Source organism: Streptomyces sp. MMG1121, assembly GCF_001280015.1.
In the GTDB taxonomy this organism is placed as follows: Bacteria; Actinomycetota; Actinomycetes; order Streptomycetales; family Streptomycetaceae; genus Streptomyces.
On the sequence record NZ_LGDV01000213.1, the window covers coordinates 282959 to 298846 of the forward strand.

General features: G+C 73.4%; 9 protein-coding genes and 2 pseudogenes. 4 read left to right on the plus strand and 7 right to left on the minus strand.

Annotated elements, in window-relative coordinates:
- Positions 1 to 176: 176 nt before the first annotated feature.
- On the plus strand, positions 177 to 1358 hold the full coding sequence (locus ADK64_RS30995) for a sensor histidine kinase (RefSeq protein WP_053664352.1): 1182 nt from the start codon (positions 177 to 179) through the stop codon (positions 1356 to 1358).
- Positions 1355 to 2014: a response regulator gene (locus ADK64_RS31000; protein ID WP_053664354.1), complete on the plus strand. Its 660-nt coding sequence runs from the start codon at positions 1355 to 1357 to the stop codon at positions 2012 to 2014. Before ADK64_RS30995 ends, ADK64_RS31000 begins: the two co-directional genes overlap by 4 nt.
- 14 nt (positions 2015 to 2028) lie before the next feature.
- Here ADK64_RS31000 and ADK64_RS31005 read toward each other — a convergent pair whose 3' ends face one another.
- Positions 2029 to 2409 carry a hypothetical protein gene (locus tag ADK64_RS31005; protein WP_053664356.1) on the minus strand — a complete coding sequence of 127 codons (381 nt, stop codon included), beginning with the start codon at positions 2407 to 2409 and terminating at the stop codon, positions 2029 to 2031.
- Positions 2410 to 2642: 233 nt separating this feature from the next.
- Here ADK64_RS31005 and ADK64_RS31010 point away from each other — a divergent pair, with 233 nt between their 5' ends.
- Both ADK64_RS31010 and ADK64_RS31015 read left to right on the plus strand, forming a co-directional pair.
- Positions 2643 to 3557 (plus strand): dioxygenase, encoded by a 915-nt coding sequence (locus ADK64_RS31010; protein WP_053664358.1) that lies wholly within the window; start codon positions 2643 to 2645, stop codon positions 3555 to 3557.
- Positions 3558 to 4257: 700 nt separating this feature from the next.
- Positions 4258 to 5334: a fatty acid desaturase family protein gene (locus ADK64_RS31015; RefSeq protein WP_053664360.1), complete on the plus strand. Its 1077-nt coding sequence runs from the start codon at positions 4258 to 4260 to the stop codon at positions 5332 to 5334.
- A 105-nt stretch (positions 5335 to 5439) separates the two neighbouring features.
- Here ADK64_RS31015 and ADK64_RS31020 read toward each other — a convergent pair.
- The 6 genes and pseudogenes from ADK64_RS31020 to ADK64_RS31045 form a co-directional block, all read right to left on the minus strand.
- Positions 5440 to 5793, minus strand: a pseudogene (locus tag ADK64_RS31020) (cation:dicarboxylate symporter family transporter); the annotation flags it as partial.
- Between the two features lie 239 nt (positions 5794 to 6032).
- Positions 6033 to 6770 (minus strand): SAM-dependent methyltransferase, encoded by a 738-nt coding sequence (locus ADK64_RS31025; protein ID WP_053664364.1) that lies wholly within the window; start codon positions 6768 to 6770, stop codon positions 6033 to 6035.
- A 51-nt stretch (positions 6771 to 6821) separates the two neighbouring features.
- The gene (locus ADK64_RS31030; protein ID WP_053664366.1) at positions 6822 to 8027 is read right to left on the minus strand and encodes a cytochrome P450; all 1206 of its coding nucleotides are present in this window, start codon (positions 8025 to 8027) and stop codon (positions 6822 to 6824) included.
- 44 nt (positions 8028 to 8071) lie between these two features.
- The gene (locus ADK64_RS31035) at positions 8072 to 11920 is read right to left on the minus strand and encodes a non-ribosomal peptide synthetase (RefSeq protein WP_053664368.1); all 3849 of its coding nucleotides are present in this window, start codon (positions 11918 to 11920) and stop codon (positions 8072 to 8074) included.
- Positions 11917 to 15138 carry an amino acid adenylation domain-containing protein gene (locus ADK64_RS31040; RefSeq protein WP_420713061.1) on the minus strand — a complete coding sequence of 1074 codons (3222 nt, stop codon included), beginning with the start codon at positions 15136 to 15138 and terminating at the stop codon, positions 11917 to 11919. The genes ADK64_RS31035 and ADK64_RS31040 overlap by 4 nt, the downstream gene beginning before the upstream one ends.
- A pseudogene (locus ADK64_RS31045) lies at positions 15127 to 15887 on the minus strand (condensation domain-containing protein); the annotation flags it as partial. The pseudogene ADK64_RS31045 and the gene ADK64_RS31040, both read right to left, overlap by 12 nt.
- Position 15888 lies beyond the last annotated feature (1 nt).

Consider the following 15888-nt stretch of genomic DNA (forward strand, 5'->3'; position numbering starts at 1 on the left):
CTGCGGCCCACCGGCCGGGCATGGGGCCGGGGATGGCAATGCGTACGGCCGGATCGGCCCGGGGGTGTACGTCCCCGGGCCGATGCCGGACGCGTGACGGCTGGTTAGTCTCGCGGCATGATCGCCACATCGACCCGCCCGCATGGCGACGTCGCTCCCGGAAGGACAAGCCGGTGATGAGAAGAACGACGGCCACCGACGCGGCGTGCGGCGCGCTGTACGTCTTCCTGGTGCTGGTCCTGCTGTTCGGCGCGCCGCGCGCCCCGGGCGTCGTGTACGGCGTCGGGTCGCTTCCGGCGCTGAGTCTGCTGGCCGGTATGGTGCGGCGGCGGCCTCTGGCGGCTCTGGCGCTGACGCTGGTCGGGGCCACCGCCGTGGTGGTTCTCCCGCAACACCGGTCCACCACCCTGCTCACCTTGTCGTATCAGGGGCAGTTCCTGTCGTTTCTGGCGGTGGACCTCGTGCTGGGGTACGTCGTCGCCACCCGGACGCGGCGGGCTTCCCTGGTCGCCGTGGCTCTGGCGTTCACCGTGCAGTTGCTGGTGATCGGTGCCTTCGCCCACGGGGACTACCTGATCCTCGACGGCGTCATCGGCCTTCTGACGCTGGTGGCGTCCTGCATGGTCGGGGTGCTGCTCCGCGAGCGCCGTGAGCACGCGGTGGCGCTGCGCGCCCAGGAGGTGACGGAGGCCGTCACCGCCGAACGGCTGCGGATCGCACGGGAGTTGCACGACATGATCGCGCACAGCGTCGGCATCGTCACCATCCAGGCGGGGGTGGCGAACCGGGTCATCGACACACAGCCCGAGGAGGCACGCGCGGCGCTGCGGGCCATCGAGGCGACCAGCCGGCAGACCCTGGCCGGCCTTCGCCGCACTCTGGTGGCGCTCCGTCGGGCCGACCCGGAGGCGGTGGCCGCGGGGCAGGACTCGCTCACGCCCTCGCCCGGGCTCGCGGACCTCGAACGGCTGGCGGCGGCGACGGGGGAGGCGGGGGTGCGGGTCGAGGTGCGCGTCAGCGGGGAGCAGCGGACCTTGCCGGCCGAACTCGACCTGGCCGCCTACCGTATCGTGCAGGAGGCGCTGACCAACGTGGTCCGCCACGCGGGCACCGGGCACTGCCGGGTGGGCGTCGGATACGGGGACGAGGAGCTGTCCGTGGAGGTCGTCGACGACGGGCGCGGCACGACCGGGGCCGGCCCGGGTCATGGCTTCGGCATCATCGGCATGCGGGAGCGGGCCGGGTTGCTGCACGGCCGGCTCAGTGCCGGGCCGCGTCCCGAGGGCGGTTTCCGGGTGGTGGCGCGGCTGCCGCTGCCGCTGCCGGAGACCGTCACGGCCGCGGTGGAGGCCCGGTGACCGTGCGGGTCGTGCTCGCCGACGACCAGCCGCTGGTGCGGTCCGGACTGCGCGTCCTGATGGCGGATCACGCCGACCTGGAGGTCGTCGGCGAGGCCGCCACCGGCGAAGAGGCCGTACGACTGGTGCAGGAGGTCGATCCCGACGTCGTCGTGATGGACATCAGGATGCCCGGCATGGACGGCATCGAGGCCACCCGCCGGATCACGGCCGGCCCGGCGGCTGCCCGCGTCCTCATGCTCACCACCTTCGACGAGGACGACCATGTGTACGGCGCGCTCCGGGCCGGAGCCAGCGGCTTCGTCGTCAAGGACATGGCGCTGGACGACATCCTCGGCGCGATCCGCGTCGTCGCCGCCGGTGACGCCCTGATCGCGCCGGGCGTGACCCGCCGTCTGATCGCGGACTTCGCCGCTCGACCCGAGGCTGCCCGGGAGCGCCCCGCGCGGCCCCTGGAGGGCATCACCGAGCGGGAACGGGAAGTGCTGACGCTGATCGGACGCGGCCGCTCGAACACCGAGATCGCCGAAGACCTCTTCATCACGGTCGCCACCGCCAAGTCGCACGTCTCACGCCTGTTCACCAAGCTGGGCGCCCGGGACCGGGTCCAGCTCGTGATCACCGCGTACGAGGCGGGGCTGGTCACACCGTACTGAGGTGCCCTTGTCCGTCACAGGGCGCGTGCGCCGGCCTCGACCGCCTCCGTCCAGTCCACGTACCCTTCGCCCTGGACGAACATCTCGCCGATCTCGTACCGGCACCAGTCACGCCACTGCTCTGCGAAGTCGGCGCGCTCGCGCAGCCACCCGAGCGGTACCGCGGGGAAATGGGCGCGTACCACCCGGTCGCCGGTCAGGTGGAGCTCGGCGGCGATCATCAGGCCGCTCTCGGCGTCGGTCTCCCGCTCGACGACTTCCACGGTCACACCCCGGTCGGCGAGTTCACCGAGGTAGGCGACCACGGTCTCCATGCCGTCCCGTTCGTGCTGCTCGTCCAGCTCGAAGAGGTCGCGGATGTCTTCCGGGCTCCAGGTCCCGGGCGTGGGTGACATGTGCTGGTGGTCCTTTCGGGTGTCGTCGAAGGGGCAGTCCAGAGGGCGGGCACGCCTCGTCCTGACCGCCTTGAACGGGCGGCCGGATCAGGCCGACTTCGAGGCCGTCCGCGACGACGTCACCGCCGTGTCAGGGTTCGGCGTCCATACTGGTCGGCGCCGGTCCTGCCGTACACCCCACCATCAGGCCGACTGTGGCGCCGGCGCGTCTCGGCCGGCCGGGAAGCCGAGAGATGACCGAAGACACCCGGGAACCGAGCACCGCCCCGCTGTCGGGCCTGTTCGAGGCGGAGCGGTCCGCGGAGATCGTCGTCGCGAGTTTCGGCGACACGACCGACGCACGTCTCCAGGAGGTCCTCACCTCCCTGGTGCGGCACACGCACGCCTTCGTGAAGGAGGTCGGGCTGACTGCCGAGGAGTGGGCCGCGGGCATCCGCTTCCTCACCGAGACCGGGCACACGTGCGACGACACCCGGCAGGAGTTCATCCTGCTGTCCGACGTGCTGGGTGTGTCGATGCTGGTGGACGCGGTGAACCACCCGGCCGACGGCCGGCTCACCGAGTCGACCGTGGAGGGGCCCTTCCACCTGCTCGACTCGCCGCCGCGTGCCCTCGGCGACACCATCGAGGAGGCCGGGCTGCCCGGTGAGCCGTGCCTGGTCACGGGCCGGGTCGTGGACACCGACGGACGGCCCGTGGCGGGCGCGGGCATCGACGTGTGGCAGGCCGACGCGGAGGGCTTCTACGACGTGCAGCGGCCCGGTGAGGTCCCGGAGCGCAATCTGCGCGGCCTGTTCACGGCCGACGACGACGGCCGCTTCTGGTTCCGCACGATCGTGCCGCGCCACTACCCCGTCCCCACCGACGGACCGGTGGGCGGCCTGCTCAAGGCCACCGGCCGCCATGCCTACCGGGCCGCGCACATCCACGTCGAGGTGTCCGCACCCGATATCCGCACCCTGACCACCCATCTGTTCGTCGACGGCTCAGCGTACCTGGACTCGGACGCGGTCTTCGGTGTCAAGGAGAGCCTCGTCCGCACCTTCGCCCAGGTCGACGACCCCGCCCGGGCCGCCGGGCACGGGCTGCCCAACCCCTTCCGCCATGTCGACTTCCCCGTCACGGTCCGGCGCGGAGCCCAGCCGTGATCCCACCCTGGATCGTCAACATCAGCTGATCCACGCCGCATTGACGAGGCATCGGGATGGCGCGGCGGGCGCCGGCACCGGCGAAATTGCGGGAGGGCAGGGACTCGTGGGCGCACCCGGCTGCCCCAAGTGGCCGTCCCCGCCACCTGCGCGGGCTCCGAGGTCAGCCCGGTCCCGGGCGGGACTGTGGACGGGGGAAGACGACCCGCCGTGCCCCGGCCACCGCGCCCGGTACGGTCGTGCACGACCCCTGCGCCGACCCTCGGCATGCCGCCCGACCCCACCCTGACCAGCGCGCTCACCGCCCTGGCCCGCGCGGTCGAGGCCCTGTGGGCACCGAACACGACCGGCGCGAGCCGCCACCCTGGCGGCCGAGGCCGCCGACGGCATCGTCACCACCCTGCCCGAGGTGCTCGCACATCCCGGGCGGCTACCCGGGCGCGAACGCCTCCAGCGGTCCGCCGGGCTCTGCCCGGCCCAGCGCGCAGGCGCCGCTGCCAACCCCGACGTCGTGCGCGTCCGCGACCAGCCCCGGCAGGCCGCCCGCACCTGGCCAGTCGCTCGGCGCACGACCCGACGAAACCCAAGGTCAGAGACACACGGTGGAGAAAGCACCCTGGGCGGCGTAGGGAAAGCCCCCGGTCCGGTCCGGTGACTGGCAGGCTGTTTCGGGCGGGCCGTCGTCACCAGACTCGTCGGCATGACGATTTCCACCGACACCTCCGTCGCGGCCGGAGCTCCTCTCGCCCGCTCCCGTACGTCCGGCTCCGGAACCGGCAGCGACTTCGCCCGGCTGTCCCGGCGCGTCTCCGCGGCGGGTCTGCTGGAGCGGCGCCCCGGCTACTACACGGTGCGGCTCGGTCTGGTGATCGCGCTGCTGGCGGCCGGCTGGGGGGCCTTCCTCGCGCTCGGCGACACCTGGTGGCAGCTGGCGGTGGCCGCGTTTCTGGCGTTGATGTTCGGTCAAACGGCCCTGCTCGCACATGACTTGGCGCATCGCCAGGTTTTCGGGAGCGCCCGCAGAAGTGAGGTCTGGGGCCGGCTCTTCGGCAATCTCGGGATCGGCATGAGCTACGGCTGGTGGATGAACAAGCACACCCGCCACCACGCCAACCCCAACCACGAGGAACTCGACCCCGACGTCTCCCCGGACATCCTGGTGTGGTCCACCGAGCAGGCCCGCAACAGCCGCGGGGTGGCCCGGCTCATCGGCGGACACCAGGCGCTGCTGTTCTTCCCGCTGCTGACGCTGGAGGGGTTCAACCTCCATGTGTCGAGCGTACGGGCGCTGCGCTCACCGTCGATGAAGAAGCGGCTGCTGGAAGGAGCCCTGCTCTTCCTTCACCTCGCGGCCTATGCGTCCGCGTTGCTCCTGGTGCTCTCCCCCGGCAAGGCGGTGGCGTTCCTCGCGGTGCACCAGTGTCTCTTCGGTGTCTATCTCGGCTGCACCTTCGCGCCGAACCACAAGGGCATGCCCACGCTCACCGGGGACGAGCGGCCCGACTTCCTGCGCCGCCAGGTGCTCACCTCCCGCAACGTACGCGGCGGCCTGCTCACCGACGTGATGCTCGGTGGGCTCAACTACCAGATCGAACACCACCTGTTCCCGAGCATGCCCACGCCCCATCTGCGCCGGGCCCAGGTGATCGTGCGCCAGTACTGCGCGGAGATCGGTGTGCCGTACCACGAGACCGGCCTCGTCCGGTCCTATCGCGAGGCCCTCGCGCACATGCACCGGGTGGGGGAACCGATCAGGCGCCGGCGCAAGCACTCGTGAGGGCGACCAGGGCTTCAGTCGGCCCGCGCCGGGTCACCGGACGCCGTCTCCCCCCTGTGAACGGGCTCGTGCCGGCCGGCGGAAGCGGCCGGCACGACCGTGTCCTCAGGGTCGTACGGCCACCGCGTCCTGCTCCTCCGGTACGAAGGCCGCCTCTGCGCTCAGCGCCTGCTTCGCCCGCCCGGCATCCAGCGCGCCCTCCCAGCGGGCCACCGCGAAGGCGGCCACGCAGCTGCCGGGGAGGCTGGTGGCGACGCGCATCGAGTCCATGATGCGGTCCACGCACAGGAGGAGGGCGACGGCTCCGGCGGGGATGACCCCGAGCACGGAGGCGGTCGCCGGCAGGGCGAGGAACGCCGAACCGGGGACGCCCGCCATGCCCTTGCTGGTGAGCATGAGCATCACCACGACGGTGACCTGCCGGCCGAGGGAGAGGTCGACACCCACCGCCTGGGCCATGATCCGCCGGTCACGGGCCCGGGCGCCGCGCCGCACACCCGCACCTCGTACGGCATGCTCGCCCGGGTCGTGCACACCTGCGCGGGGATGCCCGCGTCGAGCGGCTTCGCACCGTCGAGGACACCGTCGAGGACCAGGACGGCGACGCGACGCGGCGCGGCGCGGCGGGGAGGCGGGCACGGCGACCAGGGTACGAGAGGTGTGCGGGCGGGATGCCGGTCGCCGGCGTCGGGGTGGGGTCAGTCCGCCGTCCGGCGCAGGACGAGGCAGGCGAAGCCGAAGACGTCGCGGTAGACGCGCAGCCATTCCTCGCGGTGGACCGCGGCCGTCTTGAGCGCCTCCTCGGCGTCCGGGGAGTCCGGGTGGTCGAGGGCCCAGGACGCCAGTGACCCGGTCCAGCACCACTCGTAGTCGTCCAGTTCCTGACGTGTGCTCACATGCCCGTACACCGGTGTCCAGCCGTCGGCGACCACCCGGTCCACGGTCGTGGACAGGTCGGCGAGGTCGCCGAGCATCTTGATCGCCTCCTGGCTGGGTTCGCCCTCCCAGATGCCGTCGCCGACGAGGACGCGGCCTCCGGGTGCCAGATGGGTGCGCGCGGCCGCCAGCGTGGGCAGCAGTCCGCCGAAGGCGTGCGTCGCACCGACGCTGAGCACCAGGTCGTAGGAGTGGGCGGAGCGGAAGACGGCGGCGTCCTCGTGGTGCAGGGTGAGGCGGTCGCGCACACCGAGTTCCCCGGCGCGTTCACCGGCTCTCGCCAGCGCGCCCTCGGACAGGTCCACCCCGTCCGCGCGCACATCCGGGTGGGTGCTCAGGGCGCGCCCGAGCCATTCGCCGGTTCCGCAGCCGAGGTCGAGTACACGGGCGTCGCCGCGGTGGAGGCTTCGCTGGAGCAGCCGGTGCACGGAGTCGTCGGAGAGGGGGGCGGCGATCGGGTGGTCGGCGTGGGCACGACGGGAGATCAGATCACGGTTCACCCCGGGAGCATGCCAGCAGGGGCCACCGGTTCCGCAACTTGGTTGAGGAGATCACCCGTTGGTGTCGGTCCAGGCGAGCGGGAGCGAGCCGTGTCCGCCCAGGAAGTTGGAGTAGACGGGACGTGCCGGGCCGCTCCGGTGCAGCGTCCCGCCCATGTCGCGCAGATGTTCCAGTACGGCGGCGATCTCGGCGCGGGCCAGGAAGGCACCGAGGCAGAAGTGCGTGCCGTAGGCGAAGGTGAGGTGCCGGTTGGGGGTGCGGTCGAGCCGGAAGCGGTCCGGTTGGGCGAAGGTGTCGTCGCGGTTGGCCGACACGTTCCACAGCGCGACGACGTCGCCCGCCGCGACGGTCCGGCCGTGCAGGGCGAAGTCGACGGCGGCGGTGCGGCCGGCGTGCAGGACCGGCGTCGTCCAGCGCAGGATCTCCTCGACCGCGCCCTGCACATCGCTCGCCCCCTCCCGCAGGGCGCGGAACTGTCCCGGGTGGTCCACGAGCGCGGCGACTCCGCCGACCAGGGCGAGCCGGGTGGTCTCGTCGCCCCCGAGGATCAGGCTGTAGCAGTTGAAGAGGACCTCCTCGTCGGACAGGGGCGCGCCGCCGATCCGGCACCGGGCCAGCAGGCTCACGATGTCCTCGCGGGGCCGGCGGCGCCGGTCGGCGACGAGGTCGCAGAAGTACAGCAGGATCTCGCTCTTGGACACCCAGGAGTTCTCGTGCAGTCCGTCGCTGCTGTCGGCGCCGAGCGCGGAGGAGGTAAGCTCCAGCAGCCGGGCGCGGTCCGCGCGGGGGACGTCCAGCAGGTCGCAGATCGCGCGCAGCGGCAGCTCCCCCGCTACGTCGCGGGCGAAGTCGCCGGAGCCCTTCGCCCGGAACTGCGCCAGCACGTCCCGGGAGGCCGTGCGGATGTTGCCGACCACTGCGGCGAGCGCCCGCGGCGAGAACGCCTTCATCAGCGCGGCCCGCAGGTCGGCGTGGCGCGGGCCGTCCGTCAGCGGCAGCATCTGCCCGGCGGCCGGGTCCCCGCCGCCGAGCAGCGTGTCCAGCACATTGCCGTGGTCCGAACGGAGCCGTTCGGTGTCGCGGTAGGCGGCGACCACGTCGTCGTAGCGGGTCAGCGACCAGAATCCGGGCCGGCCGGCCGCGGGGGGCTGCCAGTGCAGGGGCTCCTCGGTGCGCAGGGTGCGCCACAGCTCGCCGAGGTCCTGTTCCGCGTGCAGGGCGGGGTCGGTGAGGTCGAGGTCCGCGGGCGACTGCATCGGGCGTCCTGCCTTTCGAGGCGTGGGCGTGCGGGCGGGCGGTGTTACGTCAGCTCCGGCCCCAGCACGGCCGCGATCCGGGCGAGCGGGGCGGGGTCGAGCATCTGGTGGTGGCCGCAGCCGACGGCGTACGCGGTGATCGGCCCCGTGCAGTACGGCTGCCAGAGCGCCGGATCGGCACCGCCGCCCGCCTCCGCCGTGGCCCGGAAGAACACCGCCCCGGTACCGCCGCCGAGGACGCGCGGCGGACCGCCGCGCAGGATCTCCGCGGCGGACGCGGCAGCCGTGCGCACGCCCGCGACCACTCGTTCCCCGAGCGCGGCCAGCGCTCCGGGCGGGTTGCCCGCGGTGTCGAAGCCGAGCGTGTGCAGGGCATGGCTCACCAGGGCGTCGGTCCCGGGGAGCCCGGAGGCGTCCGCGGGCACCTCGCTGTCGAGCAGGGCGAGCAGGGTCACGTCCTCGCCCTGCTCGACGAGGCGGGCGGCGATCGCGTGGGCGAGGTGCCCGCCGAGCGACCAGCCGAGCAGCCGGTAGGGGCCGTGCCGTTGGACCGAGCGCAGCGACTCCACGTGCGCGCGCACGAGGTCGTCCGGCTTGTACGGTCCCGCGTCCGGGTCGGTGAGGCCGGGTGTCTGCAGGCCGTACACGGGCAGGCCGGGGGCGAGGTGCGGGAGCAGTCGGGCGTACGGCCAGGCGAGGCCGCTCGCCGCGTGGACGCAGAACAGCGGGGCCGGGTGCGGTCCCTGGCGCAGGGGCAGCAGCGGGCCGAGCCCGGCGTCCGGGTGCTCGGTGCCGAGTCTGCGGGCCAGGGTCGTGACGGTGGGCGCCTCGTAGAGGGTGCGGACGGACAGGTCGGTTCCGGTCACCGCCCGGATCCGGCCGACCAGGCGGGTCGCGAGCAGGGAGTCGCCGCCGAGGTCGAAGAAGGAGTCGACGGGGTCGGGGCAGGGGACGCCGAGCGTCTCCGCGAAGAGCTGGCTCAGGATCTCCTCGCGCGGGTCGAGCGGGGCCGACGCGGACCGGGCCGGGGCCGGCGGCGCGGGCAGGGCGGCGCGGTCGAGCTTGCCGTGCGGGGTGAGCGGCAGCCGGTCCAGCCGCACCACCGCGGAGGGGACGAGATAGTCCGGCAGCAGGGTGCGCAGATGCCTCCGCAGCTCCTGTTCGTCCAGGGTGGGTCCAGGTCGCACGGGGACCACGTGGGCCACCAGCCGCCGGTCCCCCGACCGGTCCTCACGGACCGTCACCGCGGCCTGCGCGACCAGGTCGTGCCGCAGCAGCGCGGCCTCGATGTCCGCGGGCTCGACGCGATGACCGCGCACCTTGACCTGGTCGTCCACGCGTCCGAGGAATTCCAGCGCCCCGTCGGCCCGGTACCGCGCCCGGTCGCCGGTGCGGTACATGCGCTCGCCCGGTGGACCGAACGGGCAGGCGACGAAGCGCCGCGCGGTGAGTGCCGGCCGGTGCAGATAGCCGCGGGCGAGACCGGCACCGGCCAGATACAGCTCCCCGCCGACACCGACCGGGACCGGCCGCAGCCGCCTGTCCAGCACATAGGCGCGGGTGTTGCGGACAGGACGGCCGATGGGCGGATCCCCTTGGGACAGACCGTCCTCGGTCCGCCACGCCAGCGAGTAGACGGTGGTCTCGGTGGGGCCGTAGAGGTTGGCCACGGCACAGCCCGGGATGCGGCGGGCCAGCTCCTCCAGCAGGGCGCCGGGGAGCGGTTCGCCGCCGAGGTGGACGCGCCGCAGCGCCGGTTCACCGGTCAGGGCAGGCAGCAGGGCCGCCAGGGCGGAGGGCACCGAGGTCAGCAGGCCGCCGCGCAGTCCGCCGCGGTCGGCGAGCGCCAGCAGGTCGTCCACGAGTTCCAGGCAGCCGCCGAGCGCGAGGGGGAGCAGCGTGTCCAGCAGGTGCGCGTCGAAGCCGAAGGAGGTCGCCGCGAGGACACGGTCGACGGACCCGGCACCGAACTGCGCCGCGTAGGCCCCGATGAGGTTCGCCACGGCGGCATGCTCGACCACCACGCCGTTGGGGCTGCCGGTGGTGCCCGAGGTGTGGATGACGTACGCCGGATGACGCGCGAGGACCGGGCCGCCGCGCTCGGCGTCGGCCACCCGCGCGGGGTCGCGGGCGGCCAGGTCGCGGACGGTGGCCGGATCGTCCAGGGTGATCCGGGTCGGGCCGGCGGGCAGCGCGGCCCGGGTGGTGGTGTCGGTCACGACGAGCCGGGGGTGTGCCGTGTCCAGGATCCCGGCCAGCCGCGCGGAGGGCTGGCGGGGGTCGAGGGGCAGATAAGCGGCGCCGGTCCTGAGTACGGCGACCATGGCGACCAGCGCGTCGGCCGTACGGGGCAGCAGCAGTGCCACGGCGGACTCGGGACCGGCACCGGCCGCCAGCAGCAGTCGCGCCAACTGATTCGCCCGGCCGTCGAGTTCGGCGTAGGTCGCCGTGTTCGGACCCTGCACGACGGCGGGGGCATGCGGGGTCCGTGCGGCCTGTTCCTCGATCATGTCGGGCAGGGTGGTGGCGGGGAGGGGGCCTGCGGTGTCGTTCCAGTCGACCAGGATGCGACGGCGCTCCCGCTCGGTGAGGAACACCCCGTCGGTGAGCGAGTCGACGCTCCGGTGGGGATCGTCCGCGATCCGGGTGAGCAGCCGTAGGACCCAGTCGCCGATCCGTTCCGCCTGCTCGCGGGGGACGAGTGCGGGCTGGAAGTCGAGCCGGACGCGCAGTTCGTCGCCGGGGGTGCAGACGACGGAGAGCGGATAGTGCGTCGCGTCGAATCCGTCCGCGGCGACGATCGTCGGCCCTTCGCCGGGGGAGGTGCCGGTCTCCTGGCCGCCCGCCGGGTAGTTGTCGAAGGCGGTGGTGGTGTCGAAGAGCACCTTCCGGCCGATGCGGGAGTGGATCTCGGGAAGCCCGATGTGGTGGCTGTCGAACAGGTCGATCTGCTCGTCCTGGACCCGTTCGAGGAGGTCGGCGAGGGGCTCCTCGGGGCGTGCCGCGACCCTGGCGGGCAGTGTGTTGACGAGCAGGCCGACGAGGCTCTCCACACCCTCCACGTCAGCGGTCCGGCCGGAGACGGTCATGCCGAACAGGACGTCGTCCCGGCCGGTCAACTGCCCCAGTACGAGGGCCCAGACGACCATGACGACGGTGTTGAGGGTGACACCGCAGTCGCGTGCCGCGCCGGTCAGCGCGGCCGTGGTGGGAGCGGGCAGGGTGCGCAGGACACGCTCGGGGACCGTCGCGGCCCGGCCGGCCGCACTGGGAGCGACCAGTGTCGGGCCGTCGATGCCGGCCAGCGCCTCGGCCCAGACCTGGCGCGCCTCCTCGGTGCCGGTGACGGAGAGCCATTCCAGGTAGGAGGTGTAGGAGGGCGCCGGGGGCAATACCCGGGAGGCGTAGAGCCGGAACAGTTCGTCCACGAGGAGTGAGGTGGACCAGCCGTCGAGGATGATGTGGAGGTTCGTCAGCGTGAAACGCCAGGTCCGGTCGCCGAGCCGGAGCAGCAGGAACCGGATCAGCGGCGGCCGTGCGAGGTCGAAACGCCGGGCGCGCTCCTCACCCACGAGCCGGGCGGCGGCCTCGTCCCGGTCCGCGGGCGGCAGCCGGGTCAGGTCCGACTCGCGCCAGTCCAGCGGTGGTTCGGCGGCGATGAACTGCTCCGGCTCGCCGGACGCGGCGGACCGGAAGCCCGCGCGGAGTCCGTCATGGCGGCGCAGCAGCGCCTGGCAGGCCTCGCGCAGTCGCGCGGCGTGGAGCGGACCGTCGAGGTCGAGGGTCAGCTGGGTGGTGTAGATGTCCTGCCCGGCCGCGTCGTAGGCGGTGTGGAAGTACAGGCCGCGCTGGAGCGGAGCGAGCGGCAGGGCGTGCGCGGGGCCGGTGGTCATGCCTGCTCCTCCAGGTCCCGCAGCGCCGCGAACCAGGCGTCGGCCAGCTCACGCACCTGATGCCGCGTCAGCAGCCGGCGGGGGAAGGTCCAGGTGACGTGGAGTTCGGGCCCGGTGTCGCCGTCCAGCGCCACGGCGGAGACCTCGAGCAGATGGGTGAGGGGCATCCCGGGGTCTCCGCCGCCGCCGACCGCCGGGCCTTCGGCCGCCAGGGACCAGTCCTCTTCGGGCGAACGGTCGAAGCGTCCCAGGTAGTTGAAGATGATCTGGCGGTCGGGAAGCCGCGCGAGGACAGGTTCCGTCTCGGGGTTGAGATGGCGCAGCAGCCCGAATCCGAGGCCCTTGTCCGGCATCCGGTCGAGCCGCCGCTGTACGGCGCCCGGGTGGTCGCCGGGTTCCAGCCGGACCGGGAACATACTGGTGAACCAACCGACGGTGTGCGCCAGATCGAGCTCCTCCGCGATCTCCTCACGGCCGTGGCCCTCGACGTCGACCAGGAAGGGGGCCTCCTGCACGGCGGCCGGATCGCCGGGGAAGTGCGCGCCGCGCCAGGCGGCCACCGCCCGGCCGAGGGCCGCGAGCAGGACCGCGTTGACCCCGGTGCCGAGGGCGGCGGGGAGACGCGTGAGGGCGGCGGAGGTCCGCGCCGCGGGCAGCACACGGGTGACGCTGTCGCGGGTGCGCAGCACGTCACGCGCCGGGTCGAGGTCCGTGGTGCGCAGCATGGGTTGGGCCCCGTCGGCGGGTCCGGTCCACACCGGGAGTTCGGCGGCCCTGCTTCGGGCCTGGTCCTGGAGCAGGGCTCCCCAGCGGGCGTACGAGATCCCGCTCGTCTCCTCGGGCGGGCTGCCGTCCGCCAGGGACCGCAGGTCCTGGAGCAGGATCCGCCAGGACACACCGTCGACGACCAGGTGGTTGACGACGAGGAGCAGCCGGCCCGGCCGGGACCGGCCGGCGTCGCACCACACGGCGTGCAGCATGTGCCCGGCACCCGGGTCGAGCTGTCGGCTCGCCGCGTTGGCCGCGTCGGTCACGGCGGCCTCGCACTCCTCGGGTGCCAGGTCCCGGATGTCCACGCGCTCGACCCGCGCGTCGGCTCGGACCTGCTCCCGGGGCAGGACGTCGAGCTGCCACTGCGGTGCGCGCCGCAGCCGGATGCGCAGCGCGTCGTGCCGGTCGAGGAGGGACTGTACGAGGGCGCGCACGCGGGAGAGGTCGAGTGCCGCGGGGGTCCGTACGAGCACGGACTGGTGGAAGGCGTTCACCGGGCCGCCCCGGTCGCGCTGCCAGCGGATGATCGGGGTGAGCGGAACCGGAGTGGGGGCCCGTGGCGTGGGTACGGCCGCCGCGGCCGGCTCCGCGGGGGCCGGCCGGGCGGGGGTGCGCTCGCGGGCGTGCCGCGCCAGTGCGGCGGCGGTCTTGTGGCGGAAGACGTCCCTGGCGGAGATGACGAGGCCCCGCTTGCGGGCTCCGGCGACCAGCCGGATGGACAGGATGCTGTCGCCGCCGAGGGCGAAGAAGGAGTCGTCCGGGTCGATGTCCGGCACGCCCAGGATCTGTGCGAAGAGTTCGCTGAAGACCCGCTCGGCCGGGGTGACCGGCTCCCGGCGGGCGCTCGTGACCGGCTTCGCCTCGGGCACGGGCAGTGCACCCCGGTCCACCTTGCCGTTGGCCGTGAGCGGCAGTCCGCCGTCGAGGACGAGCACGACGGCGGGAACCATGTAGTCCGGGAGGACCGCGGCCACCCGCTCCCGTACCCGGTCGGCCAGAGTCTCCCCCGCCTCCGCCGAGGGGACGACGTACGCCACCAGCCGTCCCTCCACGACCGACGCCACCGCACGCGACACCTCCCGGTGCTGCGCCATCGCGCGCTCCACCTCGCCCAGCTCCACGCGGAAGCCCCGCACCTTGACCTGCTGGTCGGCGCGGCCCACGAACTCCAGCTCGCCGCGCGCCGTCCAGCGCACCAGGTCGCCCGTGCGGTACATCCGCTCCCCCGGGCGGCCGAACGGGCAGGCCACGAACCGGGACGCGGTCATGCCCGGGGCGGCGGTGTAGCCCCGCGCGACTCCCGTCCCCGACAGATACAGCTCGCCCACGACACCGGGTGGCACCAACTCCAGTTCCCGGCCGAGGACATACGCACGGTATCCGTCCAACGGACCGCCGATGGGCGGGCGTTGGAGACCTTCTTCGCCCAGGCGGGCGGCGAGTGACCAGATGGTCGTCTCCGTGGGACCGTAGACGTTGGTGACCTCGGCGGCCAGGGAGTGGAGCCGTCCGGCGAGGGCGGCCGGCAGTGCCTCGCCGCCGACGAGGACCCGCAGGCCCGCGATGGACTCGGGCGCCTCGGACACCTGCCCCGCCCACAACGACGGGGTCGCCTGCATCACGGTGACTCCGTGCTGCCGGACCAGGCGGGCCAGCACCTGCGGGTCCCGGACGTCCTCGCGGGCGGCCAGGACGACGCCTGCGCCGTACAGGAGCGGCAGCAGCAGCTCCAGCTGGGCGATGTCGAAGGAGACCGTGGTCACGGCGAGCAGCCGGTCGGCCGGGTCCAGGGGCAGGTGCCGCTCCATCGCCGCCAGCAGGCGGGCAAGGCCGGCGTGAGTCACCGCGACGCCCTTGGGCCGGCCGGTCGAGCCGGAGGTGTGGAGGACGTAGGCCAGGCGTTCGCCGGCGCGGCTGCCCGGCGCGAGGTCGTCCGCCCGCAGGTTGTCCGGCGAGGCGGACGGGGGCGGGAACGGGAACGGGCATGAGGACGGCGGGGCGCCGGTATCGGTATCGGCATCGGTCAGGACCACGACGGGGGACGCGTCGGCGAGGATCAGATCGGTGCGGGGTTTCGGGTGCTGCGGATCGAGGGGGAGGTGGGCGGCGCCGGTCTTCAGGACGGCCAGGAGGGCGACGACGAGGTCCGCCGAGCGCTCCATCGCCAGCGCGACCAGCTGCTCCGGGCCCGCACCCCGGGCCAGCAGGGAACGGGCCAGCCGGTTCGCGCGCTCGTTCAGCTCCCGGTACGACAGCGACCTTCCGGCGTCGATGACGGCCGTCGCGTCGGGCGTGGCGGCGGCCTGCGCCTCGAACCGGTCCACCACGGACCGGGTCTGCCGCGGCGCACGGCCCGTCCCCCAGGCCAGCACCGCGGCGCGGTCGTCCGGTGCGATGACATCGACCGCACTCACGCGGCGCCCCGGATCGGCGGTCGCTTCGCTCACGAAGCGCTCGAAGCAGCCGGCGAGCCGTCGCGCCGTCGCCTCGTCGAAGACGTCCCGGGCGAACACCAGCCTGCCTTCGATCCCGCCCGCCGCCTCACGGAGGTCGAAGAGCAGGTCGAAGTCGGCGGTGTACTCGCCGTCGATGTCGAGGAGTTCGGCGTCCAGGCCGGGGAACGCCGCCTGTGCCGCCGCGTTGTTCTGCAGGCTCAGCATCACCTGGAACAGCGGGTGCCGCCCGGCCGACCGGACCGGGTTGACCGCCTCGACCACCCGCTCGAACGGCACCTCTCCAGCGCGCTCAGCACCCCGGCCCGCACACGCTCCAGCAACTCCGTGAACGACGGGTCCCGCGAGACGTCCGAACGCACGACGACCGTGTTGAGGAAGCACCCCACCAGCTCCTCGAGTGCCATGTCGGAACGCCCGATCACCGGGCTGCCCACGGGGATGTCCGGGCCGGCGCCGAGCCTGGACAGCACACCGGCCAGCGCGGCGTGCAACGCCATGAACACGCTGGCCCCGTGCTCGCGGGCGAGCCGCGCGAGGCGGTCGTACACCTCGGGCGGCACCCGTAGCCCCACCGAACCGGCCCGGCCGGTGGCGACGGCGGGCCGGGGACGGTCCCGGGGAAGATCCAGCTCCTGCGGCAGATCCCGCAACACCTCACGCCAAAAGCCCAGCTCACGACTCTCGAACCCATCCGACTCCAGCACCTCACGCTGCCACAACGTGAAATCCCCGTACTGCACC